At 63.2% G+C, this 21,776-nt stretch carries 30 protein-coding genes; 28 read left to right on the plus strand and 2 right to left on the minus strand.

The features are described 5' to 3' along the window. The 22 genes from rplP (at position 1) to rplQ (ending at position 11,753) form a co-directional block, all read left to right on the plus strand. Positions 1–417, plus strand: coding sequence for a 50S ribosomal protein L16 (rplP, locus tag AC5RK6_RS07440; RefSeq protein WP_016443096.1), 417 nt, complete (start codon positions 1–3; stop codon positions 415–417). Beyond that, on the plus strand, positions 417–644 hold the full coding sequence (gene rpmC / locus AC5RK6_RS07445; protein ID WP_016443095.1) for a 50S ribosomal protein L29: 228 nt from the start codon (positions 417–419) through the stop codon (positions 642–644). The genes rplP and rpmC overlap by 1 nt, the downstream gene beginning before the upstream one ends. An 11-nt stretch (positions 645–655) precedes the next feature. Beyond that, the gene (rpsQ, locus tag AC5RK6_RS07450) at positions 656–931 is read left to right on the plus strand and encodes a 30S ribosomal protein S17 (RefSeq protein ID WP_026428279.1); all 276 of its coding nucleotides are present in this window, start codon (positions 656–658) and stop codon (positions 929–931) included. A 157-nt stretch (positions 932–1,088) separates the two neighbouring features. Further along, positions 1,089–1,457 carry a 50S ribosomal protein L14 gene (gene rplN, locus AC5RK6_RS07455; protein ID WP_016443093.1) on the plus strand — a complete coding sequence of 123 codons (369 nt, stop codon included), beginning with the start codon at positions 1,089–1,091 and terminating at the stop codon, positions 1,455–1,457. After that, positions 1,457–1,798, plus strand: coding sequence for a 50S ribosomal protein L24 (rplX, locus tag AC5RK6_RS07460; RefSeq protein ID WP_016443092.1), 342 nt, complete (start codon positions 1,457–1,459; stop codon positions 1,796–1,798). The genes rplN and rplX overlap by 1 nt, the downstream gene beginning before the upstream one ends. Continuing rightward, on the plus strand, positions 1,795–2,346 hold the full coding sequence (gene rplE, locus AC5RK6_RS07465; protein WP_016443091.1) for a 50S ribosomal protein L5: 552 nt from the start codon (positions 1,795–1,797) through the stop codon (positions 2,344–2,346). The genes rplX and rplE overlap by 4 nt, the downstream gene beginning before the upstream one ends. 2 nt (positions 2,347–2,348) lie before the next feature. Continuing rightward, a complete protein-coding gene (locus AC5RK6_RS07470; RefSeq protein ID WP_016443090.1) occupies positions 2,349–2,534 on the plus strand; it encodes a type Z 30S ribosomal protein S14 in 186 nt (61 codons plus the stop codon). Between the two features lie 54 nt (positions 2,535–2,588). Further along, positions 2,589–2,987, plus strand: coding sequence for a 30S ribosomal protein S8 (rpsH, locus tag AC5RK6_RS07475; RefSeq protein ID WP_026428278.1), 399 nt, complete (start codon positions 2,589–2,591; stop codon positions 2,985–2,987). Positions 2,988–3,005: 18 nt separating this feature from the next. Further along, the gene (rplF, locus tag AC5RK6_RS07480) at positions 3,006–3,542 is read left to right on the plus strand and encodes a 50S ribosomal protein L6 (RefSeq protein WP_026428277.1); all 537 of its coding nucleotides are present in this window, start codon (positions 3,006–3,008) and stop codon (positions 3,540–3,542) included. Next, positions 3,542–3,913 carry a 50S ribosomal protein L18 gene (rplR, locus tag AC5RK6_RS07485; RefSeq protein WP_016443087.1) on the plus strand — a complete coding sequence of 124 codons (372 nt, stop codon included), beginning with the start codon at positions 3,542–3,544 and terminating at the stop codon, positions 3,911–3,913. Before rplF ends, rplR begins: the two co-directional genes overlap by 1 nt. A 23-nt stretch (positions 3,914–3,936) precedes the next feature. Further along, a complete protein-coding gene (gene rpsE, locus AC5RK6_RS07490; RefSeq protein WP_026428276.1) occupies positions 3,937–4,641 on the plus strand; it encodes a 30S ribosomal protein S5 in 705 nt (234 codons plus the stop codon). Further along, positions 4,641–4,823: a 50S ribosomal protein L30 gene (rpmD, locus tag AC5RK6_RS07495; protein ID WP_026428275.1), complete on the plus strand. Its 183-nt coding sequence runs from the start codon at positions 4,641–4,643 to the stop codon at positions 4,821–4,823. Before rpsE ends, rpmD begins: the two co-directional genes overlap by 1 nt. Continuing rightward, on the plus strand, positions 4,823–5,299 hold the full coding sequence (gene rplO, locus AC5RK6_RS07500) for a 50S ribosomal protein L15 (RefSeq protein ID WP_087070541.1): 477 nt from the start codon (positions 4,823–4,825) through the stop codon (positions 5,297–5,299). The genes rpmD and rplO overlap by 1 nt, the downstream gene beginning before the upstream one ends. A 300-nt stretch (positions 5,300–5,599) precedes the next feature. Next, positions 5,600–6,895: a preprotein translocase subunit SecY gene (gene secY, locus AC5RK6_RS07505; RefSeq protein ID WP_026428273.1), complete on the plus strand. Its 1,296-nt coding sequence runs from the start codon at positions 5,600–5,602 to the stop codon at positions 6,893–6,895. A 71-nt stretch (positions 6,896–6,966) separates the two neighbouring features. Next, positions 6,967–7,542 carry an adenylate kinase gene (locus AC5RK6_RS07510; RefSeq protein ID WP_026428272.1) on the plus strand — a complete coding sequence of 192 codons (576 nt, stop codon included), beginning with the start codon at positions 6,967–6,969 and terminating at the stop codon, positions 7,540–7,542. A gap of 8 nt (positions 7,543–7,550) precedes the next feature. Beyond that, a complete protein-coding gene (gene map, locus AC5RK6_RS07515) occupies positions 7,551–8,375 on the plus strand; it encodes a type I methionyl aminopeptidase (RefSeq protein ID WP_087070542.1) in 825 nt (274 codons plus the stop codon). A gap of 270 nt (positions 8,376–8,645) precedes the next feature. After that, positions 8,646–8,867, plus strand: a complete 222-nt coding sequence (gene infA / locus AC5RK6_RS07520) for a translation initiation factor IF-1 (RefSeq protein ID WP_016443080.1) — start codon at positions 8,646–8,648, stop codon at positions 8,865–8,867. Positions 8,868–8,886: 19 nt separating this feature from the next. Continuing rightward, positions 8,887–9,003 carry a 50S ribosomal protein L36 gene (gene rpmJ / locus AC5RK6_RS07525; RefSeq protein ID WP_016443079.1) on the plus strand — a complete coding sequence of 39 codons (117 nt, stop codon included), beginning with the start codon at positions 8,887–8,889 and terminating at the stop codon, positions 9,001–9,003. 126 nt (positions 9,004–9,129) lie between these two features. Further along, positions 9,130–9,504 carry a 30S ribosomal protein S13 gene (gene rpsM, locus AC5RK6_RS07530; protein ID WP_026428270.1) on the plus strand — a complete coding sequence of 125 codons (375 nt, stop codon included), beginning with the start codon at positions 9,130–9,132 and terminating at the stop codon, positions 9,502–9,504. 29 nt (positions 9,505–9,533) lie between these two features. Further along, positions 9,534–9,944, plus strand: coding sequence for a 30S ribosomal protein S11 (gene rpsK / locus AC5RK6_RS07535; RefSeq protein WP_016443077.1), 411 nt, complete (start codon positions 9,534–9,536; stop codon positions 9,942–9,944). Between the two features lie 190 nt (positions 9,945–10,134). Then, positions 10,135–11,136 (plus strand): DNA-directed RNA polymerase subunit alpha, encoded by a 1,002-nt coding sequence (locus AC5RK6_RS07540; RefSeq protein ID WP_087070543.1) that lies wholly within the window; start codon positions 10,135–10,137, stop codon positions 11,134–11,136. Between the two features lie 29 nt (positions 11,137–11,165). Next, a complete protein-coding gene (rplQ, locus tag AC5RK6_RS07545; RefSeq protein ID WP_087070544.1) occupies positions 11,166–11,753 on the plus strand; it encodes a 50S ribosomal protein L17 in 588 nt (195 codons plus the stop codon). A 171-nt stretch (positions 11,754–11,924) separates the two neighbouring features. On the opposite strand, the gene AC5RK6_RS07550 is transcribed toward rplQ, so the two are convergent. Further along, positions 11,925–12,776 (minus strand): ROK family protein, encoded by an 852-nt coding sequence (locus AC5RK6_RS07550; RefSeq protein ID WP_180948666.1) that lies wholly within the window; start codon positions 12,774–12,776, stop codon positions 11,925–11,927. A 139-nt stretch (positions 12,777–12,915) separates the two neighbouring features. Here AC5RK6_RS07550 and truA point away from each other — a divergent pair, with 139 nt between their 5' ends. The 5 genes from truA to glmM all read left to right on the plus strand — a co-directional run bounded on the left by truA (position 12,916) and on the right by glmM (position 18,557). After that, positions 12,916–13,791, plus strand: a complete 876-nt coding sequence (truA, locus tag AC5RK6_RS07555; protein ID WP_101595385.1) for a tRNA pseudouridine(38-40) synthase TruA — start codon at positions 12,916–12,918, stop codon at positions 13,789–13,791. 120 nt (positions 13,792–13,911) lie between these two features. Next, a complete protein-coding gene (locus tag AC5RK6_RS07560; RefSeq protein ID WP_219619184.1) occupies positions 13,912–15,489 on the plus strand; it encodes an LssY C-terminal domain-containing protein in 1,578 nt (525 codons plus the stop codon). Between the two features lie 364 nt (positions 15,490–15,853). Next, on the plus strand, positions 15,854–16,297 hold the full coding sequence (gene rplM, locus AC5RK6_RS07565) for a 50S ribosomal protein L13 (protein ID WP_087070545.1): 444 nt from the start codon (positions 15,854–15,856) through the stop codon (positions 16,295–16,297). 44 nt (positions 16,298–16,341) lie between these two features. Beyond that, positions 16,342–16,830 carry a 30S ribosomal protein S9 gene (rpsI, locus tag AC5RK6_RS07570; RefSeq protein WP_016443070.1) on the plus strand — a complete coding sequence of 163 codons (489 nt, stop codon included), beginning with the start codon at positions 16,342–16,344 and terminating at the stop codon, positions 16,828–16,830. Between the two features lie 380 nt (positions 16,831–17,210). Then, positions 17,211–18,557 carry a phosphoglucosamine mutase gene (glmM, locus tag AC5RK6_RS07575; RefSeq protein WP_087070546.1) on the plus strand — a complete coding sequence of 449 codons (1,347 nt, stop codon included), beginning with the start codon at positions 17,211–17,213 and terminating at the stop codon, positions 18,555–18,557. 111 nt (positions 18,558–18,668) lie between these two features. Here glmM and coaA read toward each other — a convergent pair whose 3' ends face one another. Beyond that, the gene (gene coaA / locus AC5RK6_RS07580; protein ID WP_101595389.1) at positions 18,669–19,709 is read right to left on the minus strand and encodes a type I pantothenate kinase; all 1,041 of its coding nucleotides are present in this window, start codon (positions 19,707–19,709) and stop codon (positions 18,669–18,671) included. Positions 19,710–19,840: 131 nt separating this feature from the next. On the opposite strand from coaA, the gene AC5RK6_RS07585 reads away from it, so the two are divergent. Further along, positions 19,841–21,511: a bifunctional ADP-dependent NAD(P)H-hydrate dehydratase/NAD(P)H-hydrate epimerase gene (locus AC5RK6_RS07585; RefSeq protein ID WP_101595392.1), complete on the plus strand. Its 1,671-nt coding sequence runs from the start codon at positions 19,841–19,843 to the stop codon at positions 21,509–21,511. Positions 21,512–21,776 lie beyond the last annotated feature (265 nt).

A 21,776-nucleotide genomic window follows, 5' to 3' on the forward strand; every position in this document is an offset into this window, starting at 1 on the left:
ATGCTGATTCCTCGTCGTACTAAATGGCGCAAGCAGCACCGTCCGCACCGTAAGGGTATGGCCAAGGGCGGAACTCAGCTGGCTTTCGGTGAATACGGCATCCAGGCGCTCGAGCCGGCCTACATCACCAATCGTCAAATTGAAGCAGCCCGTATTGCCATGACGCGTCACGTCAAGCGTGGCGGTAAGATCTGGATCAATATCTTCCCGGATCGCCCGCTCACCAAGAAGCCGCTCGGCGTGCGTATGGGTTCGGGTAAGGGCCCGGTGGAAACCTGGGTTGCCAATATCAAGCCCGGCCGGGTCATGTTCGAAATGGCCGGCGTGGATGAGGCTCTCGCCCGTGAGGCCATGAGCCGCGCCCAGCACAAGCTGCCCATCAAGACCCGCTTTATCACCCGTGAGGAGGTTGAGTAATGGCTAAGGGACTGACCACCGCGGAACTCGACGCGATGACCGACGCGGAGCTTCTCGAGAAGCTTGCCGAGTCGAAGAAGGAACTGTTCAACCTCCGCTTCTCGGCGGTGACTCACCGCCTGGAGGACAGTGGCCGCCTGCGGGAAGTTCGTCGCGAGATTGCTCGCATTTACACCATTAAGAGCGAGCGGGAGAAGAACATTCGAACCGCTCCGGCCGCTCAGTAAGTGAGGATGAGATGAGCGAGAACGCAAGCACCGAAACACGTAATCATCGCAAGTCGCTGCGCGGCTACGTGGTCTCCGACAAAATGGACAAGACCGTTGTTGTTGAAGTTGAAGATCGCGTAAAGCACCCGCTATACGGTAAAGTTATTACCCGCACCAAGCGAGTGAAGGCGCACGACGAAAATAACGAAGTTCGCGTAGGCGATTTGGTTTCCATTATGGAAACCCGCCCGCTCTCCGCGACCAAGCACTTCCGGGTCGTTACGATCATCGAGAAGGCGAAGTAGTTAGGGCTTTCCTAGCTTGAGCGAATGTGACCGGCCTGAACGCAGGCGGCCCTCGCATGTGGGCCAAAGGCGTTTGGGCCGGCGCAGTTCGCGCGAACCCATTCGTTCGGCAAGGCTCGAATCCGAGAACCGGCACGACAATAGGAGATAGAAACACATGATCCAGCAGGAGACGCGGCTTAGCGTCGCCGATAACACCGGTGCCAAGGAACTTTTGTGCATCCGCGTGCTCGGCGGCTCCGGCCGGCGCTACGCCGGAATTGGTGACACCATCGTCGCCACCGTCAAGGATGCTATTCCGGGCGGAAACGTAAAGAAGGGCGACGTCGTCAAGGCGGTCGTCGTCCGTGCAGTTAAGGAAACGCGCCGCAAGGACGGGTCCTACATCAAGTTCGACGAAAACGCAGCCGTGCTGTTGAAGAACGACGGCGAACCCCGCGGCACCCGTATCTTCGGGCCCGTTGGGCGTGAGCTTCGCGACGCGAAGTTCATGCGCATCATTTCGCTGGCTCCGGAGGTGATCTAATGGCGAAGATTAAGAAGGATGATCTCGTCCAAGTTATCGCCGGGCGCGATAAGGGTATGCAGGGGCGCGTGCTTTCCGTTGATACCAAGCGTGATCGCGTCATCGTGGAAGGCGTCCAGCGCGTGAAGAAGCACGTGCGTGTGGGGCAGACCTCGCGGGGCGGCACCACCGGCGGTATTGAAACCGTTGAAGCACCGATTCACATTTCGAACGTTGCCCTCGTTCACGATGGCAAGCCGATTCGCGTGGGCTACCGCGAGGTAGAGGTGGAGCGCGACGGCAAGAAGAAGATTGTCCGTGAGCGCATCGGACGCCGCGGCGGGAAGGAAATCGAACTGTGAGCGATACCCCCCGTCTCAAGGTGAAGTACCGGGAACACATCATCCCGGAACTCCAGGAAGAATTTAAGTACGTCAATGTCAACCAGGTTCCCAAGATCGTCAAGGTCGTGGTGAATATGGGCGTGGGTGATGCTGCGCGTGACTCCAAGGTACTCGACGGCGCCGTCGCCGATATGACGGCGATTACCGGCCAGAAGCCGATGATCACCAAGGCCAAGAAGTCCATCGCGCAGTTTAAGCTGCGTGAAGGCCAGGCCATCGGGTGCTTCGTCACCATCCGCGGTGACCGCATGTGGGAATTCCTCGACCGGCTTATTTCCACCGCGCTGCCGCGTATCCGCGACTTCCGCGGCCTTTCGCCCAAGCAGTTTGACGGCAACGGGAACTACACCTTCGGTCTGACCGAACAGACCGTGTTCCACGAGATCGACCAGGACAAGATTGATCGCGTGCGCGGTATGGACATCACCGTGGTGACCTCTGCCGGGAGCGACGACGAAGGGCGCGCTCTTCTCAAGCATCTCGGATTCCCCTTCAAGGAGGCCTAAATATGGCAAAGACCGCTCTGAAGCAAAAGGCCGCCGGTAAGCAGAAGTTCGCCGTTCGTGCGTACACCCGTTGCAACCGGTGCGGCCGTCCGCATTCCGTTTACCGCAAGTTCGGCCTGTGCCGTATTTGCCTGCGTGAGTTGGCCCTGCGCGGCGAACTCCCCGGTGTTAAGAAGTCCAGCTGGTAAAGACTACGTCGCAGGTCCATCGGAAACCGCGACGAGGAAGGGCCACAGCCCAAAATGACAATGACTGACCCAATCGCAGACATGCTGACGCGTCTGCGTAACGCCAATTCGGCGTTCCATGAGTCGGTGTCTATGCCGTACTCCAAGATTAAGTCCCATATTGCGGACATCTTGAAGCGCGAAGGCTACATCGACTCCTACGAGGTGGAGAGTGCCCAGGTGGGCAAGACTCTCACCCTCACGTTGAAGTACGGATCGAACCGTGAGCGCGCCCTTGCTGGCGTCCGGCGCATCTCCAAGCCGGGCCTGCGCGTTTACGCGAAGTCCACGAACCTGCCGCGCGTTCTTGACGGCCTGGGTGTGGCTATTTTGTCCACCTCCTCCGGCCTCATGACGGACCGCGAGGCCAAGGATAAGGGCGTTGGCGGGGAAGTCCTCGCTTACGTCTGGTAATGGGAAGTAGGTGCAATAATGTCTCGAATTGGTAGGCTTCCCATCGCTATCCCCGGCGGCGTCGACGTGTCGGTTTCCGGCCAGGACGTCACCGTCAAGGGCCCCAAAGGTCAGCTCGCGCTCTCCGTGGCCGAGCCGATCGCGGTGAATGTTGATGACAATACGGTTCTGGTGACCCGGCCCAATGACGAGCGCGAATCGCGTTCGCTGCACGGCCTGACCCGCACCCTCGTCGCGAATATGATCGAGGGCGTCACCAACGGGTACACCAAGGCGATGGAAATCGTCGGAACCGGTTACCGCGTGGTCGCCAAGGGTTCTGATCTCGAATTCTCGCTGGGCTACTCCCACACGATTCTTTTCGAAGCTCCCGAGGGTATCACCTTTACGGTGACGACCCCGACCAAGTTCACGGTCTCGGGTATCGATAAGCAGCTCGTGGGTGAAACCGCAGCGAAGATTCGCAAGCTTCGTAAGCCCGAACCCTACAAGGGCAAGGGTGTCAAGTACGCGGACGAAGTTATTCGTCGCAAGGCTGGAAAGGCTGGTAAGTGATGGCTGTTACCATCAAGGGCAAGGGCAAGTACATCGCTCGTGCGCGCCGCCACTTCCGGTTGCGCAAGCGTATTTCCGGTACCGCCGCGCGGCCGCGTCTCGTGGTTTCGCGTTCCAACCGCCATATTTACGCCCAGGTTATCGACGACGTCGTGGGCCGCACTCTCGCGGCCGCCTCGTCCTACGAGGCTGACCTGCGCGAAGCGGAGGGTACCAAGACAGAAATCGCGCGGAAGGTCGGCGAACGCGTCGGTCAGCGCGCCAAGGACGCTGGGATCAGCGCCGTGGTCTTCGACCGCGGTGGCAACCAGTACCACGGTCGCGTTGCAGCTGTCGCCGAAGGTGCGCGCGAAGCAGGACTCGATTTCTAACGGCTGAGGAAAGGCAGAGGAAAATGGCTGCAGAGCAGCAGGATCCGGCCCAGAACGGCCGGGAAAATCGCAACGAAGGTCGTCGCGGCCGCCGCGACAACCGTCGTGAGAACCGCCGTGACAACCGTCGCGGTGAAGAAAAGAACGCTTATATCGAGCGCGTGGTGACCATTAACCGCGTTGCGAAGACGGTCAAGGGTGGCCGCCGGATGTCCTTCACCGCCCTCGTGGTGGTGGGCGACGGCAACGGCCTCGTGGGTGTCGGCTACGGCAAGGCCCGCGAAGTTCCCGCCGCTATCGCCAAGGGTACCGAGGAAGCGAAGAAGAACTTCTTCCGCATCCCGCGTATCGCGCGGACCATCCCGCACGTGGTGCAGGGCGAAGACGCCGCCGGCGTTGTGCTGCTGCGCCCGGCCGCTCCCGGTACCGGCGTTATCGCCGGCGGCCCGGTGCGCGCCATTATGGAGTGCGCGGGTATTCACGATGTGCTCTCCAAGTCGCTCGGTTCCTCGAACGCGATCAATATCGTGCACGCCACCGTGGCTGCCCTCAAGCAGCTTGAGCAGCCCGAAGCGGTTGCCGCCCGGCGTGGGCTCCCCATCGAGCGCGTCGTTCCCGAAGCTATGCTGCGGGCCCGCGCCGAAGCGGAAGCCAAGGAACGCGAGATCGAAGAGGCCGAAGCCGCCAAGGCGGAAAATGAGGCCGCGGCCGCGGGAGTTGGTGCGTAATGGCAAATCTTAAGATCACCCAGGTGAAGGGTGTTGTTGGTGCGATCCAGCGCCAGAAGGACACCCTGCGCACGCTCGGTCTGCGCAAGATCGGTCAGTCCGTTGTGCGCGAGGATACCCCCGAGGTGAAGGGCATGGTTCGCGCCGTGGCTCACCTCGTTACGGTGGAGGAGGTTGACTAATGGCGGAAGCAGAAAAGGATTCCATCATTAAGCTGCACGACCTGCGTCCGGCTCCCGGTTCGAACAAGGCGAAGATTCGCGTTGGTCGCGGTGAAGGATCCAAGGGTAAGACGTCCGGTCGCGGTACCAAGGGTACCCGGGCACGTAATACCGTGCGTCCCGGCTTCGAAGGTGGCCAGATGCCGCTGCATATGCGCCTTCCGAAGCTGCGCGGTTTCAAGAACCCGTTCCGGGTCGAATACCAGGTCATTAACGTTTCGGCGCTCGGCGAGCTCTTCCCCGAAGGTGGGAAGGTGACCTCGGCGGATCTCGTCGCCAAGGGCGCGGTTCGCAAGAACTCCCCGGTCAAGGTTCTCGGAACCGGTGAGATTTCCGTCAAGCTCGACGTCGAAGTGGAAGCGTGGTCGAATTCGGCTAAGGAAAAGATCGAGGCTGCCGGGGGTTCTATCTCCGCGCCGCAGGTCGAATCCAAGTAATACGCGCTGGCCGCACGGCCACCGTTTGACTGAGCACTCACCCACACTCTGTGGATGAACAGTGCGAAATTTGCTCGTCCCCGCTATTATGGCGGGGGCGAGCTTTTTTCTGGGCGCAGGCAGCCCTGCTGAAGTATTGCTTTGCTGCGGAAAGATTGCTTTCAGTGGCGAATAAGCAGCGTGGCCGGTGCGCCGTCGTACGTACTTTCCCAGAAAATACGCTTGTCCCCATTTCCGTCACCCGACGGTTCTCGACGATAACGGACTGCCCCGCGCGATCCGTCACCATCAGGAGGAATCTTGATTAAGGCTTTCGCAGCTGCTTTCCGCACCCCGGATCTGCGCCGCAAGTTGCTTTTCACCATGATGATTATGGTGATTTACCGCTTGGGCAGCTTCATCCCGGCTCCGTTCGTGAGCCTGAGTAATATTCGGGAGTGCACCACGCAGCAGTCGGGCGCGCAGGATCTCATCGATATGCTCAACCTGTTCTCAGGTGGCGCGATGATGCAGCTCTCCGTTTTCGCCCTCGGAATCATGCCCTATATTACGGCCTCGATTATTGTGCAGCTGCTGCGCGTGGTGATCCCGCGCTTCCAGGAACTGCATAAGCAGGGGCAGTCGGGTACCGCGAAGCTGACGGAATACACCCGCTACCTCACCATCGGGCTGGGCCTGCTCCAGTCCTCGGTTGTGGTGGCCACCGCGAACTTCACGCTTTTCGCCGGCTGCAAAGAACCGGTGATCCCGAATGCCACCTGGTGGACCTACACCATGACCATCCTCGCCATGACGGCCGGCACCGGCCTCATCATGTGGATGGCCGAACTCATCACCGAACGCGGGGTGGGTAACGGTATGTCCATCCTCATCTTCACGGGTATTTGCGCCGGCTTCCCCTCGATGATGGGTCAGATCTACGCCGGGCACGGCATCGGTACCCTCCTCATCGTGATCGTGGTCTTCGCGCTCATCACCCTGGTTGTTACCTTCGTGGAGCAGTCCCAGCGCCGCATTCCGGTCCAGTACGCCAAGCGTGTGATCGGCCGGCGCACCTACGGCGGGTCCACCACCTACCTGCCCATCAAGATCAATATGGCGAACGTTATCCCGGTGATCTTCGCTTCCTCGATCCTCATGCTCCCCACCATGATTTCCACCTTCGGGAATCAGAACTCTTCGTGGGTGATCTGGATCCAGCGCAATTTCCAGCACAATGGCTGGGCCTATATCCTCACCTACGCGCTTCTCACCTTCGCCTTCACCTTCTTCTACACCTCCATCGCCTTCGATACAGACGAAGTGGCGGACAATATGAAGAAGTACGGCGGCTTCATTCCGAATGTGCGCGCCGGCAAACCCACCGCGGATTACCTCCACTTTGTTTCGAATCGCCTCACCTGGGTGGGCGCCACCTACCTCACCATCGTGGCCCTCATCCCGCTGCTGCTCTTCAGCGCGCTCGGCATCGTACAGTCCGGTTTCGGCGGTACCTCCATCATGATTCTGGTGGGTGTGGGCCTCCAGACCGTCAAGGACATCAACGCCCAGCTCCAGCAGCGCCACTACGAAGGCTTCCTCGGCGGTATCCGCTAACGCGGCCTCGCCCCTTCTTTCAGGCGGGGCGCGCGGGCGCTCCGCATCGATAACACAGAAAGGTGCCACTCATGTCAGTACGTTTGATTTTGGTTGGCCCCCCGGGCGCGGGCAAAGGCACCCAGGCGGCCGGTATCGCGCAGCGCTACGGTATCCCGGCGATTTCCACCGGTGACCTGTTCCGCGCGCACGCCAAGGCCCAGGATGAACTCGGGCGCCTGGCGGCCTCCTATTCGGAAAAGGGCGAGCTGGTTCCTGATTCCGTCACCAACCAGATGGTGGAGGAGCGCCTGGGCGAAGCCGATGCGGCCGCCGGTTTCCTCCTGGATGGCTACCCTCGCAACCTCGACCAGGTGAGCGCCCTGGATGCCATGCTCGGTGAGAAGAACGTGGACGCCGTGGTGGAATTGCAGGCCGACGACGACGTGGTGGTCCAGCGCCTCCTCGGGCGCGCCCTCGAGCAGGGCCGTGCCGATGATACCGAGGATGTTATCCGCCACCGCATCGAGGTGTACCACGCCACCACCAAGCCGATTATCGACGCCTACGCCAGCCGCGGGCTCGTGGTCTCCGTCAATGGCCTGGGTACCGTGGAGGAAGTCGCGGCCGCGATTGATAGCGCGCTGCGCGATTTCCTGGGCCGGTAGGCGCACCGATGATTAATCTTCGCAGCGAGGCGGATATCCTGGGCATGCGCCAGGCCGCGCTCGTGGTGCGCGCGATTCACGATGACTTGCGCGCCCACGTGAAAGCCGGAATGTCGACGGCGCAGCTCGACCAGCGCGCCAAGGCCGTCTTGGAGGCACACGGGGCCGTCTCGAATTTTTACGGGTATTACGATTACCCGGCCCAGACCTGCATCTCGGTGAATAACACCGTGGTGCACGGTATCCCCAGCGAAGAGGAAATCCTGGAGCCGGGAGACTTGGTCTCCTTCGACTGCGGGGCGCTCCTCAACGGCTGGAATGGGGATTCCTGTTTCTCCATTGTTCTTCCGGGTGGGGATGAGAAGCAGATGGCCGCCCGCCAGCGGCTCTCCGATATTACGGAAGAATCCATGTGGGTGGGTATCGCCGCGATGGCCACCGGAAAATTTGTATCCGATATCGGGGCGGCTATCGACGATTTCGTGGTAGCCCAAGATCCCGAACCGGGCATCGTGGAAGAATTCACCGGGCACGGCATCGGGCGGGCCATGCACGAAGACCCCACGGTCTTCAACTACCGCACCCGCGGGCGCGGGCCCCGGCTCAAGGCCGGCATGGTGCTGTGCATCGAACCGATTCTTACCGCAGGCTCCCAGGAGAATATCACCCTGGCCGATGGCTGGACGGTTAAAACCGCGGACGGCCAGGATGCCTGCCATTGGGAAAGCCAAATCGCCAAGCACGCCGGAGGTATCTGGGTGCTCAACGAGCCCGATGGGGGAGCGGCCCGCCTCGCTAAGTACGGCGTGGTGCCGGTACCCCTCGGGGACTAAGCCGCGCCGTCGTACTGAAGGTGTGCGGTTCTGGGCTAAGGGCCTGCGCGCCGCAGCTGCGCCGTCGTACTAAAAGTGCACCGCGCACAACCGTTCCCCGCGCAATTCTCGCACTACACGTGACCCATAACATCGCTGCCGCCCCTTACGTAGGGGCGGCTTCGTGCAGTAGTATTGAACGTCGGTGCCGTGTGCCCGTATGGCGCACGCTTGCGCACCGATTTTGATGTCCCGCACAATCCGGTGCGGGCAACACTGTTAGCGAGGAACATGGCGAAGAAAGACGGCGTCATCGAAGTTGAAGGTAGCGTGATCGAAGCGCTGCCCAACGCGATGTTCAAGGTCGAGCTGGAAAACGGGCACGAAGTTCTGGCCCATATTTCCGGCAAAATGCGTCAGCACTACATTCGTATCCTGCCCGAGGATCGGGTGGTTGTAGAGCTCACGCCCTATGACCTGAACCGCGGGCGGATTGTCTACCGCTACAAGTGATCAACAAGGAAAGTTATTCATGAAGGTCAAGCCGAGCGTTAAGCGCATTTGCGATAACTGCAAGGTCATTCGGCGCCACGGTCGCGTCATGGTGATCTGCAGCTCGAATCCGCGCCATAAGCAGCGTCAGGGCTAAAGCCCCGTTGCACCAGCACTGTTAGCCGCAAGGCAACCCCCGGTCCGGAGGCCGGGGCTCACGGATTAGAGACCCGTGGGAACAGCAGTGCCCGACACCTCCGGCATAACTAAGGGAGCTAAGAAATTGGCACGTCTCTCCGGCGTTGATCTCCCCCGCGAAAAGCGGATTGAGATCGCGCTCACTTACATTTTTGGCATTGGACGCACCCGCGCCCACGAGACCCTCGCCGCTACCGGGGTGAACCCGGATACCCGCGTGCGTGATCTCACTGAAGACGATCTGGTGAAACTCAAGAACCATATCGACGAGAACTACAAGGTTGAAGGCGACCTGCGCCGCGAAGTCCAGGCCGATATTCGCCGCAAGATCGAAATCGGTTCGTACCAGGGCCTGCGTCACCGTCGCGGCCTGCCCGTGCACGGGCAGCGCACCAAGACCAACGCGCGCACCCGCAAGGGCCCCAAGCGCACCGTGGCCGGTAAGAAGAAGGCCAAGTAGGCTTCGTCGTAGTTCAGGAGAAATAGATTATGGCTCGTCAGACTCGTTCTGCTAACGCCGGTGCGCGCCGTCCGCGTCGCAATCAGCGTCGTAATGTCACCGTGGGTCAGGCCCACATTAAGTCCACCTTCAATAACACCATCGTGTCCATCACCGACCCCACCGGCGCGGTGATCGCTTCCGCGTCCTCCGGGATGGTTGGCTTCAAGGGCTCGCGTAAGTCGACTCCCTACGCCGCGCAGCTCGCCGCGGAAAACGCCGCGCGCCAGGCCATGGAACAGGGCATGAAGAAGGTTGATGTATTCGTCAAGGGTCCGGGTTCCGGGCGCGAAACCGCGATCCGTTCCCTGACCGCCTCCGGGCTGGAAGTCACCTCCATTTCCGATGTGACTCCGCAGGCCTTCAACGGGTGCCGCCCGCCCAAGCGCCGTCGCGTCTAATACGCGTTTGGCCGCAACTGCGTCGTCGTTCTTAACGACGACGCCGCGCGCAGCGGCCCCGGCCGCTGCGGCACCCCTCCCAGGGCGCGGGCTTTGACAGGAAAAACCGCGCCCGAACCTCGCGGACAGACGGAGTTTCGCGAGGCTACGCAAACCTCATATAGCGGTTGTTTGCGGAAAGGAAAGAATCGTGCTTATTGCACAACGTCCCGTTCTGAGTGAAGATAAGATCTCCGAATTCCGGTCCCGGTTCGTCCTCGAACCGCTCGAACCCGGATTCGGGTACACGCTGGGCAATTCCCTGCGCCGTACCCTGCTGTCCTCCATTCCCGGTGCTGCGGTCACCTCGATTCGCATCGATGGGGTGCTCCATGAGTTCTCCACCATTCCCGGTGTGAAGGAAGATGTTGCGGAAATCATCCTCAACCTCAAGGAACTTGTTGTCTCCTCGGATAACGACGAACCGGTCCTCATGTACCTGCGGAAGACCGGCCCGGGCGAAGTAACCGCCGCGGATATCACCCCGCCGGCGGGCGTGGAGATCCTCAACCAGGATCTGCATATCGCCACCCTCAATGACAAGGGCAAGCTCGAAATCGACCTCACGGTTGAACGCGGGCGCGGCTACGTTTCCGCGGCTCTCAACAAGGGCGATAACGATGAGATCGGCCGCATTCCGATTGACTCGATCTACTCGCCGGTGCTCAAGGTTTCCTACAAGGTGGAAGCCACCCGTGTGGAACAGCGCACCGACTTTGATCGCCTCGTGGTGGATGTGGAAACCAAGGAATCGACGACCCCGCGGGACGCTCTCGCCTCTGCCGGCAAGACCCTCGTGGAGCTCTTCGGCCTGGCCGTGGATCTCAATGACGAAGCCGAAGGTATCGAAATTGGTCCGGCACCGGTGACCGAGCAGCGCTCCTCGGATCTGCAGCGTCCGATCACCATCCTCAACCTGCCCGCACGTTCCCAGAACTGCCTGCAGCGCGAAGGTATCCACACCATTGGGGAACTGGTGCAGCGTTCGGAAGCCGACCTGCTCGATATTCGCAACTTCGGGGCGAAGTCCATCGATGATGTCAAGGATGAACTGGCGAAGATGGACCTGAGCCTCAAGGATTCCGGATCGAGCTTCCTCGGTGGCGGATTCGATGATTTCGGGATGCAGTTCAGCGACGATTCTCAGGCCTGAGCAGCCACATAATTTACTAGGAGTAGACAATGCCTAAGCCCACCAAGGGTCCGCGCCTCGGCGGTAGCCCCGCCCACCAGCGCAAGATTCTTGCCAACCTGTGCAAGGAACTTATTCATCACACGTCGATCAAGACCACCGAAGCGAAGGCTCGCGCGGTGCGTCCCCACATCGAAAAGCTCATCACGAAGGCGAAGAAGGGGGATACCCACAATCGCCGCCTGGCCCTCAAGGTGCTGGGCGATCGTGAAACCGCCTACATCCTCTTCGAGGAACTCGCCCCGCTGTTCGCGGAACGCGAGGGTGGCTACACCCGCATCACCAAAGTGGGCAACCGCCGCGGTGATAACACCCCGATGGCCGTTATTTCGCTGGTGACCGAGAAGGTTTCCCCGAAGCAGGCGGTTGTCAAGGAAGCGGAAAAGGCCGCTGAGCGTGCCGCTGCCGCGGAAGAAGCCGAGTCGGCTGAGTCGGCGGAATCCGCTGAGTCGGCCGAAAGCGCGGAATCTGCTGAATCTGCTGAAAGCGCCGCTTCGGCGGAAAGTGCCGAATCTGCTGAATCGGCTCCCAGCGCGGACGAAGCTGCGGAAGCCGAGAAGGCCGAAGAAGCTAAGTAAGCTAGATAAGCGCCCGCGGTTGGTTCGGTCACGTGAGTAAACCGAACCGCCGGGAAGCTTGAGAGAAGGGCTTCGGAAACGTGAGTTTCCGGAGCCCTTTTCGCTGCCCGCAGGACGCGGGGCTACTGTTGCCCGCAGGAAGCGGATCTACTATTGCCTGCGGGAGCGGGGCTACTGTTCCGCACGAGCCCGCTCGGAGGCGGCCACCAGATCCCAAGCGCGCACCCCGCCACTCATCCCGGCGGCATTCGGAATAAAGACTACCGAGCCGCTCAGGCGTTCACGCACGCTCTCGGTGATACGCGCCGCGTTACCGCCTCCGAGGTAGAGGGTGTCCCAGCGAATTACCGGGTAGAGGGACTCAATAGCGCGGGCCACCTGCCGGCTCCACGCGGCATCGCCCAGGCGGATGCGCTCAATTTCGCCGATCACATCATCGTAGGTGAGGCCCCAGCGCAGCGGGGCATGTGAAAACTCCAGGTGCGGGGCCAGCACCCCGTTATCAACAATGGCATTGCCCAGTCCGGTTCCGAAAGTGAGGACCACTTCCAGACCCTGGCCGGTCACGGTTGCGGCAGCGGCTACCTCAGCGTCGTTGAGCACCAGGGTGGGCCGGGAAAAACGCGCGGCGAGGGCAGCGCGAATATCCAGGCCGTTCCAGGCGACCTCCATCTCCGGGTCGAGGCGGGTATGCGGGCCGGCGCGGCGAATGTAATGCGGGGTATAAACCACCACGCCGTGGCGGAGCATCCCCGGCATTCCCACCGTGAGGCGCTCGAAATCGCAGCCCTCGGCGCGCAGTGCGGCGGCATCCGCAGCAATGATATGTTCCAGGGCCGCGGGGGAGAAGGGGTAGCGGACCGGGGTGCGCCGGGCCGGTCCGATCTGGGTGCCGGCCGCGTCCAGCAGCGCCGTTTTGATACCGCCCCCGCCGCAATCAACCGCGAATGTGCGCGGTCCGGAAACAGCGGCCGCGGTGGTGGCGTTCGCGGCGTCCTCCGGGCTGGGCGCACTCGCGTACATCGGTGCGGTGCCGAGTGGGAGCGCCGGCTCCTCATTTTCGAGTACACGGCCCTCGGCTACGTGCCCCTCGAGCCCGCGGCCTTCTGGCGCGCGGCTCGCGGGTATGCGGGCGGAGGGCTCGGCATGGGAAACTGGATCCATGAGTGACACGCTAGCGCAAAACCTTCGGCTTCGGCTTGATCTTTCCTACGACGGTACTGAATTTCACGGTTGGGCGGCGCAGCCCGGCCTGCGCACCGTGGAAGGCACCCTCACCGAAGCCCTCGCCACGGTGTTGCGCGTGCCGGTCACCCTCACCGTTGCCGGGCGGACCGACGCCGGGGTGCATGCCCGCGGGCAGGTCGCCCATATGGATGTGCCGCGCGGGGCGCTCGCCGCGGCGGCGGGGCGCTCTCAAGATGACCCGACCCGGGTACTGGTGCGGCGCGTGCAGGGCCTGCTCGCGCGCGATGCGGGCGGCCCCCGGGGGAGTGCCGATATTGTGCTCCACAGCGCCCGCGAAGTCTCCCCCGATTTCGAGGCCCGTTTTTCCGCGGTTTCGCGCGAATACACGTACCGCATTGCGGTGGGTCACTTTGATCCCTTACGACGACGCGACGTCCTCTGGCTGGCCGGCCCGCTCGACCTCAACGCGATGCGGGAGGCCGCGGCCTCCCTCCTGGGCGAACACGATTTCCTCTCCTATTGCAAACCGCGCCCGGGGGCGACGACGGTTCGCGAGCTCCTGGCCCTGGACGTGGCTGAAGCAGGCGAGCTGGTAACCATCCACGCGGTGGCCGATGCTTTTTGCCATTCGATGGTGCGGACCCTGGTCGGCTCGCTGCTCCGGGTGGGCGAGGGGCAGCGCGACGCCGCCTGGCCACTCCGGCGCCTGCACGAAGCGAGCCGCGACGGCGAGGTGGTGGTGGCCCCGCCCCATCCCCTCACCCTGGAAAAAGTGAATTATCCTGAACCGAGTCAGTGGGCCGCGCGTGCAGCGGCATCCCGGGCTATCCGCACCCTGCTCGAGGATTAGCCGGGCGCTACTATTGCCCAAGCTCGGCGCGGCGAAACGTGCCGCCGCTGCTCCGCACGTGACGAGCATCGTCAATTCAGGCCGATTTAATGTGTCGTAGGCGCCGAGTAAAATCGAGGCGTGACTCAGGAACAAAGCGATGTCGGGCAAACAACGCCGGTGCTCTCGGTGCGGCACAGCGCTGACCAGCGCTGGCCAGTCCCCGCGCGCCCGCCCGCCTATACCCGCCTGCCCCGGCAGCGGCTGCGGCGCGGCTTCCCTTTGTATGCGGTCTTGGCGGGGCTGTTCGTCGTCGTCGCCCTGATTTATAGTTTCTGGCTGGCCGTGCTGCTTTTGCTGCGCGGGCTCCCCGGGCAACCGCTGTGGTGGCTGCACCTGCTGGTATTTTGGGCGCTCGCGGCGTATTTCGCTTTCCCGCGCCTCCACCAGCTGTTTTCGCTCATGTACGTGCCGGATTATTTCTTCGGGCGCACCAAAACGGCGGACGGCATCCTCGGGGACCCGGTCAATATCGGCTGGGAGGGCAGCGAGGCGGATATTCACGCGGCCATGCGGGCCGCCGGCTGGATCGAAGCCGAACCCATTACTTTCCGCACCTCTTGGCGGATAATTGTGGCCGCGGTACTGCGCCGCTCCTATCCTTCCGCACCGGTCTCCGATCTGTATTTGTTTTCCCGGAAACAAGAATTCGCCTACCAGCAGGAAGTGGATGGCAATGCGGCCCGGCGCCACCATGTGCGCTTCTGGCGCTGCCCGCCGGATTGGACGCTTCCGGGTGGGGAACGCATCACCTGGCTCGCCGCCGGAACCTTTGATCGCAGCGTGGGTCTGTCTATTTTCACCGGGCAATTCACCCACAAAATCGATCCGAATATTGATGCGGAGCGGGATTTCATTATCAATACGGTGCGCTACGCGGATCCCGATAGTCACGTGAGCGTGATCGAGCAGTATTTCAACGCCTATAGCTCGCGTAACGGCGGCGGGGATGAGATTCAAACCGACGGCGATCTTCCCATCCTCGATGTCACCGGCGCGGCCGCGCGCCTGGAGGAGGGGCTGGAACTGGAAGAGGAGCTAGAGTTGGCCCTCCCCGATGCCGAGGGAACGTGCGGTGAGGAAGCATGCGGTGAGGGAACGTGCGGTGAGCGCGGTTCCGGTAATGGTACGACGGCGCAGCCGGGCCGCGGGCGCTCTAGCCATCCGCGCGCGGGTCGGCAGGGTTCGGGATACCAGGGCCGGCGCCGGCAAACCGGCCCGGCTGGCAAACCCGGGTGGCGCAATTCCAGTGCCATGGCGGAAAAAGCCACCGAGCTGGCGCGCATCGCGGCTGAACACCGCGTCCCGCCCGGGGCCCTGCTCTTTTCCGCTGTCGCGATCACGGTGCTGCTGGGCGCCGCGCTGGTCACCGATATGCTTCCGGCTTCCGCGGTGGATGTGGTGCTCTACCTGGTTATGCTGCTGCTCCTGTTCGGGGTGGCCAACCATTCCCGAGTGGCCTGGGTACTCTTCCTTGCCTGCGAAGCGGGTATCGCCCTGCTCTACCTATTGCTTGCAACCACGGGGGAAACCGCGGCCATGTACCCGGCCGGGATCTCGGTGCTGGTGGTGCTGGCAATCACCGCGCCGCATGTGCGCCTGTGGGTCACAGAAGGCCGGGCCGAACCCGTGGTGGACCTGCCCACCCCGATTCTGTAATGCCAGATCCTGTAATGCCAGATCCTGTCATGCCAGATCCTGTCATGCCCGTTTCTGTCATGCCCGCTTCTCTAGCGCCCACCCGCACTGCCGCGGCGCGCAAGAAAGCGAGGCGGCGGGCCGGTGCGGCGTCGTCGTACTTTCCCGCGCTAAAGCGCCGGTGGAGTACCTCACAGCGCCGGCAAAGCTTTGACCGACATAGGAGCTACGGGTATGATAGAGCGTTGTTGTCCATACCATCGGCGCGATGCTTATTCCCACTCGTCGCGCGCTGTGAAGGGCACATCTAACTTTTGACCGTTACGGTTTCGCCCGCCACCACGGCGGATGTTCGGAACCAATATCAGAAACGAAGGCTACGCACGTGCGCACGTACACTCCTAAGCCCGGCGACATTGAGAAGAAGTGGTACATCATTGACGCCACCGATGTTGTCCTCGGGCGTTTGGCAGCTCAGGTTGCCGCCCTGCTCCGTGGGAAGCACAAACCGAATTTTGCTCCTCACATGGATACCGGCGATTTCGTTATTATCACGAATGCGAGCAAGGTGACCCTCACGGGAAGCAAGGCAACGCAGAAGATGGCTTACCGGCATTCCGGTTACCCGGGGGGCCTCAAGGCCACCTCGTACGCCGAACTCCTTGCCTCGAATCCCGAGCAGGCCGTTATTAAGGCGGTGCGCGGCATGCTTCCGCACACATCTCTCGGCCGTCAGCAGCTGAAGAAGCTGAAGGTTTTCGCCGGCGCTGAGCATCCGCACGGAGCTCAGAAGCCCGAACCTTACGAGCTGAAGAAGATCGCCCAATAAGCGAGTCGCGTTCGGCCGCTTTTTTCGGAACAGGATTTACATCAATGTCAGAAACTCAAATTGACACCCAGGTGGAGGAGGAGTTCAGCGGCTCCTACACCACAGAGACCGAAACCCCCAAGGTCGGTCAGGGTGTATCCGCCGCTGTCCCGGGTCAGGCACTCGGCCGCCGCAAGGAAGCCGTTGCCCGCGTCCGGCTCGTCCCCGGCTCCGGGGAATGGAAGGTGAACGGCCGCGACCTGGCCGATTACTTCCCCAACAAAATCCATCAGCAGCTCGTGAAGTCCCCCTTCACCCTGCTCGATCTCGAAGGCCGTTTCGATGTTATCGCCCGTATCAACGGCGGTGGCATTTCCGGCCAGGCCGGTGCGCTGCGTCTTGGCATCGCCCGCGCCCTCAACGAAATTGACCGCGAAGCGAATCGCCCGGCCCTCAAGAAGGCCGGTTACCTCACCCGCGATGCTCGCGCGGTGGAACGCAAGAAGGCCGGCCTGAAGAAGGCCCGCAAGGCTTCGCAGTTCTCCAAGCGTTAAGCTTCGGCGTTATGCGCCACTTCGGCGCAGCGCTCAGTTTTTACAAGGGAGGTCCTACTTCGGGGCCTCCCTTGTTGTATATGGCGTGCTCGAGGTGCTTGTGTGAGGGGTGCTTGTGCTCCGTTCGCTGTTTGCTGTTCGCGGTGCGCGGTTCGCTGTGCTCCGCGCGCCGTTTGGCCACCCCGCGTCCACCCCGCGTTCCTTTTTCCGCCGGCCGGCCGCGCGCGTTACAGTAGAACACAGCGCACCCGCGGTGCCAACCAGGCCGGCCAGCTTCAACAAGCTCCACAGCCGCCCCGGTTCCGGGCCCCGCGGGCGAAGTAGAACAGAGGGAAGCACATAGGTGCGGCACCGGCCGCGCCCCGGCGAAAGGCTGAGTAATGCCACGACTTTTTGGAACAGACGGCGTCCGCGGACTCGCAAACCGCGCACTCACGGCGGACCTCGCCGTGAAATTGGGTGAAGCCGCGGCCCGGGTCCTCACCCGCGAATTCGACGGGGAAGGCCGCCCGCGCGCGGTCATCGGCCAGGATTCGCGCGTCTCGGGCGGGATGCTGTCCCAGGCGGTGGCGGCCGGGCTCGCCGGCGCCGGGGTGGACGTGGAACACGTGGACGTTATTCCCACCCCCGGCATCGCCTTCCTCACCGCGGAAGGCGGCTATGACCTGGGCGTCATGATCTCCGCTTCCCACAACCCCATGCAGGACAACGGCATTAAATTCTTCGCCAAAGGCGGCTTCAAACTCGAAGACAGCCTCGAAGACGAAATCGAAGAACTCCTCGGCACGGACTGGGGCCGCCCCACCGGCGCCGGCATCGGCCGCATTAGCGATACCGCGGAATTCGGGGATCGCCTCTACCTCGACCACCTCACCACCGCGATCACCACCCGGCTGGACGGCCTGACCATCGTCACCGATTGCGCGAACGGTGCCACCTCCGCTATCGCACCCGAGGCGCTGCGCCGCGCCGGAGCGAAGGTTATTGTTATTAACGCCGATCCTTCCGGATACAACATTAACGACGGCTGCGGCTCCACCCACCCGGAAGCCCTCCAGCGCGCGGTCGTGGATAACGACGCCGATTTCGGGGTGGCTTTCGACGGCGACGCGGACCGCTGCCTCGCGGTCGATCACGAAGGCGAGCTTGTGGACGGCGATCAAATCATGGCGATCCTCGCCCTCGCCCTCAAAGACGCCGGCAAACTCGCGAAAGACACCCTCGTCGTCACGGTCATGTCCAACCTCGGCCTGCTCCTGGCCATGAAGGAGCACGGCGTGCGCACGATCCAAACCGGGGTCGGGGACCGCTACGTCCTCGAAGAAATGCGCCGCGGGGGCTACAGCCTGGGCGGCGAACAATCCGGCCACGTCATCTCCCTCGAAAAAGCCACCACCGGTGACGGCTCCCTCACCAGCCTGCTCCTCGCCCAGCAGGTCGCGGCATCCGGGCGCAGCCTGAAAGAGCTGGCCAGCGTGGTCACCCGCCTCCCGCAAATCCTCGTCAACGTGCCAAATGTGGATAAAGCCGCGGCTTCCACAAACGAGCAGGTCCAGCGCGCGGTCCGCGAGGCCGAGGAGCGCCTAGGGGAGACCGGCCGGGTGCTGCTGCGCCCCTCGGGCACCGAGCCGCTGGTGCGCGTCATGGTCGAAGCCGCCACCCAGGAGGAGGCAGACGCCGTGGCGCACGAACTCGCGGACGTGGTCGCCACGAACCTCGCGCTATAACTTTTGCGGTGCGCGCCGCGCAGTATTTTTTACGACGCCGCCGCCAGGTAGCTTGCGCCCCGGCCCGCCTACGCTGCTGGCCGGGGCGCAGCCTAGCTATGGGCCGGGCGGCTACAACTTACGCAGGTGAATGCGCTGGACCCGGTGGTCGGCGCCCTTGCAGAGCATAATATCGGCGCGCTCGCGGGTGGGCTGAATATTCTCCAGCAAATTGGGCAGGTTGATGGCGTTCCAGATGTCAAGGGAGCGGGCCCGCAGCTCGGCGTCCGGCATATCCGCAAATTGGTGGAAATAGGCGCCGGGCAGATTAAAAGCGACGTCGCGCAATTTGAAAATACGCGAGAGATACCAGGTTTCCAGATCTTCCGGGGAAGCGTCCACGTAAATCGAGACGTCGAAGAAATCGGAAACGGCGGTGAGGTTCCCGGTGTAGAAAGCGGCATCCGTGGGAGTCACGCGCGCGGGGGCGCCGGGCCGCGAATCAGCTCGCTTGCCGGCCGCGGTGCCGTCCCCGGCATTCCTGTTCGGCCAGCCGGCTGCCAGCAGTGGCGGCTGGAGCACATTGAGCCCTTCCAGGATGAGAATATCCGGGTGGGCCACCACCTGGTGCTGACCGGGCACAATATCGTAAATAACGTGATCGTAGCGGGGCACCTCCACGCGGTCCTCCCCGGATTTGACCCGCCGCAGAAAATCAAGAAGCGCGGCGTGATCATAGGATTCCGGGAAACCCTTGCGGTCCATGAGGCTGCGCTCTTCCAGCACCGCATTGGGGTAGAGGAAGCCATCCGTGGTCACCAGGTCCACGCGGGGTGTGTAGGGCCAGCGCCGAAGCAACTCTTGGAGAAGTCGCGCCGTCGTCGATTTTCCTACCGCAACCGAACCGGCAATACCGATCACAAAAGGCGTGCGCTGTTCGCGCAAACCCAAAAAATCCGAAGTTTTGCGGTGCAGATCGCCGATTTCCTGGGCGTACATTTGCAGCAGCGCGGAGAGCGGGCGGTAAATAGCATCCGCTTCGGCCAGGTCAATCGGGTCGCCCAGGGCTTTCAGGTGCCGCACATCCGTGTGCGTGAGGGGGAGGGGCGCGTTCTTGGCGAGGGCGCTCCATTCGTCGTGCGTGAAGGTGACGAGGTGACGGTTGGACTCCATGGGGCCAGCCTACTAGCTGGGCGGCGGGGTGCGCGGGCGCGGGTATCGCGGCGCAGGTGCGCGGCTCCGCTTGCGGTTCGTGACCGCGCCGGCCCAGCTCCGGGTGCGCGGGCGCGCGTTACCATACCAGTATGTTGCGTACCTATGATGCCGCGACCGTGCGAGCCGCGGAAGAACCCCTGTTGGCGGCCGGCGAGCCGCTCATGGCCCGGGCCGCTCGGGCGCTCGCGAATGCGATTATTTGGGAGCTGCGCCGTCGCTCCATCCGCGTGAGCGGGACCCGCATCGCGATTTTTGCCGGGGCGGGTAATAACGGCGGGGACGCCCTCTACGCCGGTGCATATCTGGCGCGGCGCGGGGCCACCGTGGTGGCGGCGCTTCCGCTGCCTGCTTATCACCGCGCGGGGGCGCAGGCTTTGGAGCGCGCCGGCGGCACCCTCATCCGCGAGGCCAGCGCGGCGCAGGCGGTTGAGCTCGCGCGCCGCAGCGCCGTCTGGGTGGACGGGCTGCTCGGCATCGGGGCGCGTGGGCCGGCGCGCGAACCGCTGGCTTCGTGGCTTGCCGCGCTGGAATCCGAGCGTCTGGCCAGCCCGGTGGAACCGCTCGTGGTCGCGGTGGATACTCCCTCCGGGATCGGGGTGGACGACGGCGCCCTGCCCGGCCCCTACCTCTCCGCCCACCTCACCGTGACCATGGGAGCAGCCAAGGCCGGGCTGGTGCTCGACCCGGCCCGCCGGGCCGCGGGGCGCATCGAGGTGGTGGAGCTCGGCTTCGCCCCTCACCTGGGCGAACCATCCGTGCTGCGCCTGGGTGATTCCGATGTGGCGGACCTGTGGCAGGTCCCCGGCGCGGACGACCACAAATACACCCGCGGCGTGGTGGGGATCGTGTCCGGTTCGGTGCAGTACCCGGGTGCGGGTTTATTAACGACGACGGCCGCTCTCGCGGCGGGACCCGGGATGGTACGTTACCTCGGTGAGAATGAGGTCGCGGAGCTGGTTATCACCGCGCATCCGGAAGTGGTGGCGGCCCCGGGGCGGATCCAGGCCCTCGCGGTTGGTTCGGGCGATCCTCCGGGAGCACCGGCCCTCCTGCACGCCGCGCTTAAAGACGGGTCCCCGGTGGTTGTGGATGCCGGCGCTCTGCCCACCATCGCCGATATGGCGGCGCGGGCGGGCGTGCGGTTCGGCGAGCACGTGGTGCTCACCCCGCACGCCGGGGAAGCCGCCCTACTCGCCGCGCAACTGGATCTCCGCGACGGGGATGGCAGGCCTTTTAGCCGCGCGGTGATTGAGTCCTGCCCGGTGGCGGCCGCGCGGGCTCTGGCGGCCCGGTTGGGGGCGACGGTGGTGCTCAAGGGATCCGTTGATGTGGTGGCCAGCCCGAGCGGACAGTGCTACGCCCAGGGCGGGGCGCCGGGCTGGCGCGCCGTGGCCGGGGCTGGCGATGTGCTGGCCGGGCTCATCGGAGCCATGCTCGCTCAGCACGCTGTGGTTGGCGAGCACACGGAGGTTGCGGGGCACACTGAACTCACCGAGCCGGCAGATGGCGCGGGCGGGCCCACCGCAATCGATGCACCCGCTGCGACTGCCTGCCTGGCACCCGGGGCGGCCGCCCGTATTGCGGCCGCTGCCCTGCACGTTCATGCCCGCGCTGCCGCGCTCGCGGCCGGAACACCTTTCGCCGCGCCGGCGCGGGGCGCGCTCGGGGAGCCCGCGCCCGCGCCGGGCCGGCCTATCAGTGCAGCCCAGATCGCCGCGCGCATCCCGGAGGTCATCGGCCAGATTCTGGGCGGCGCGTAGAATACAGGCACGCCCGCGCCGCGGCCCGCGGCCGGCAGCTCGCAGCGCGGCTCGCCCGCAGGTGACCAGCGCGCCGCAGCTCGCCAGTCCCGCCCCGCACTCCTATCCGCGCCTCAACAGGAAGAACACCATGTTTAGCCTTGATCCCGCAGTTTTCACCTCCCGAGCTACCATCAGCCTGGGTGCGCTCGAGCAGAACCTCACCCGGGTACGGGCCCATCTCACGGGCCAGAAAATCATGGCGGTTATCAAAGGTGATGCCTAC

The organism is Actinotignum sp. usb-actsch-213, from assembly GCF_059085665.1.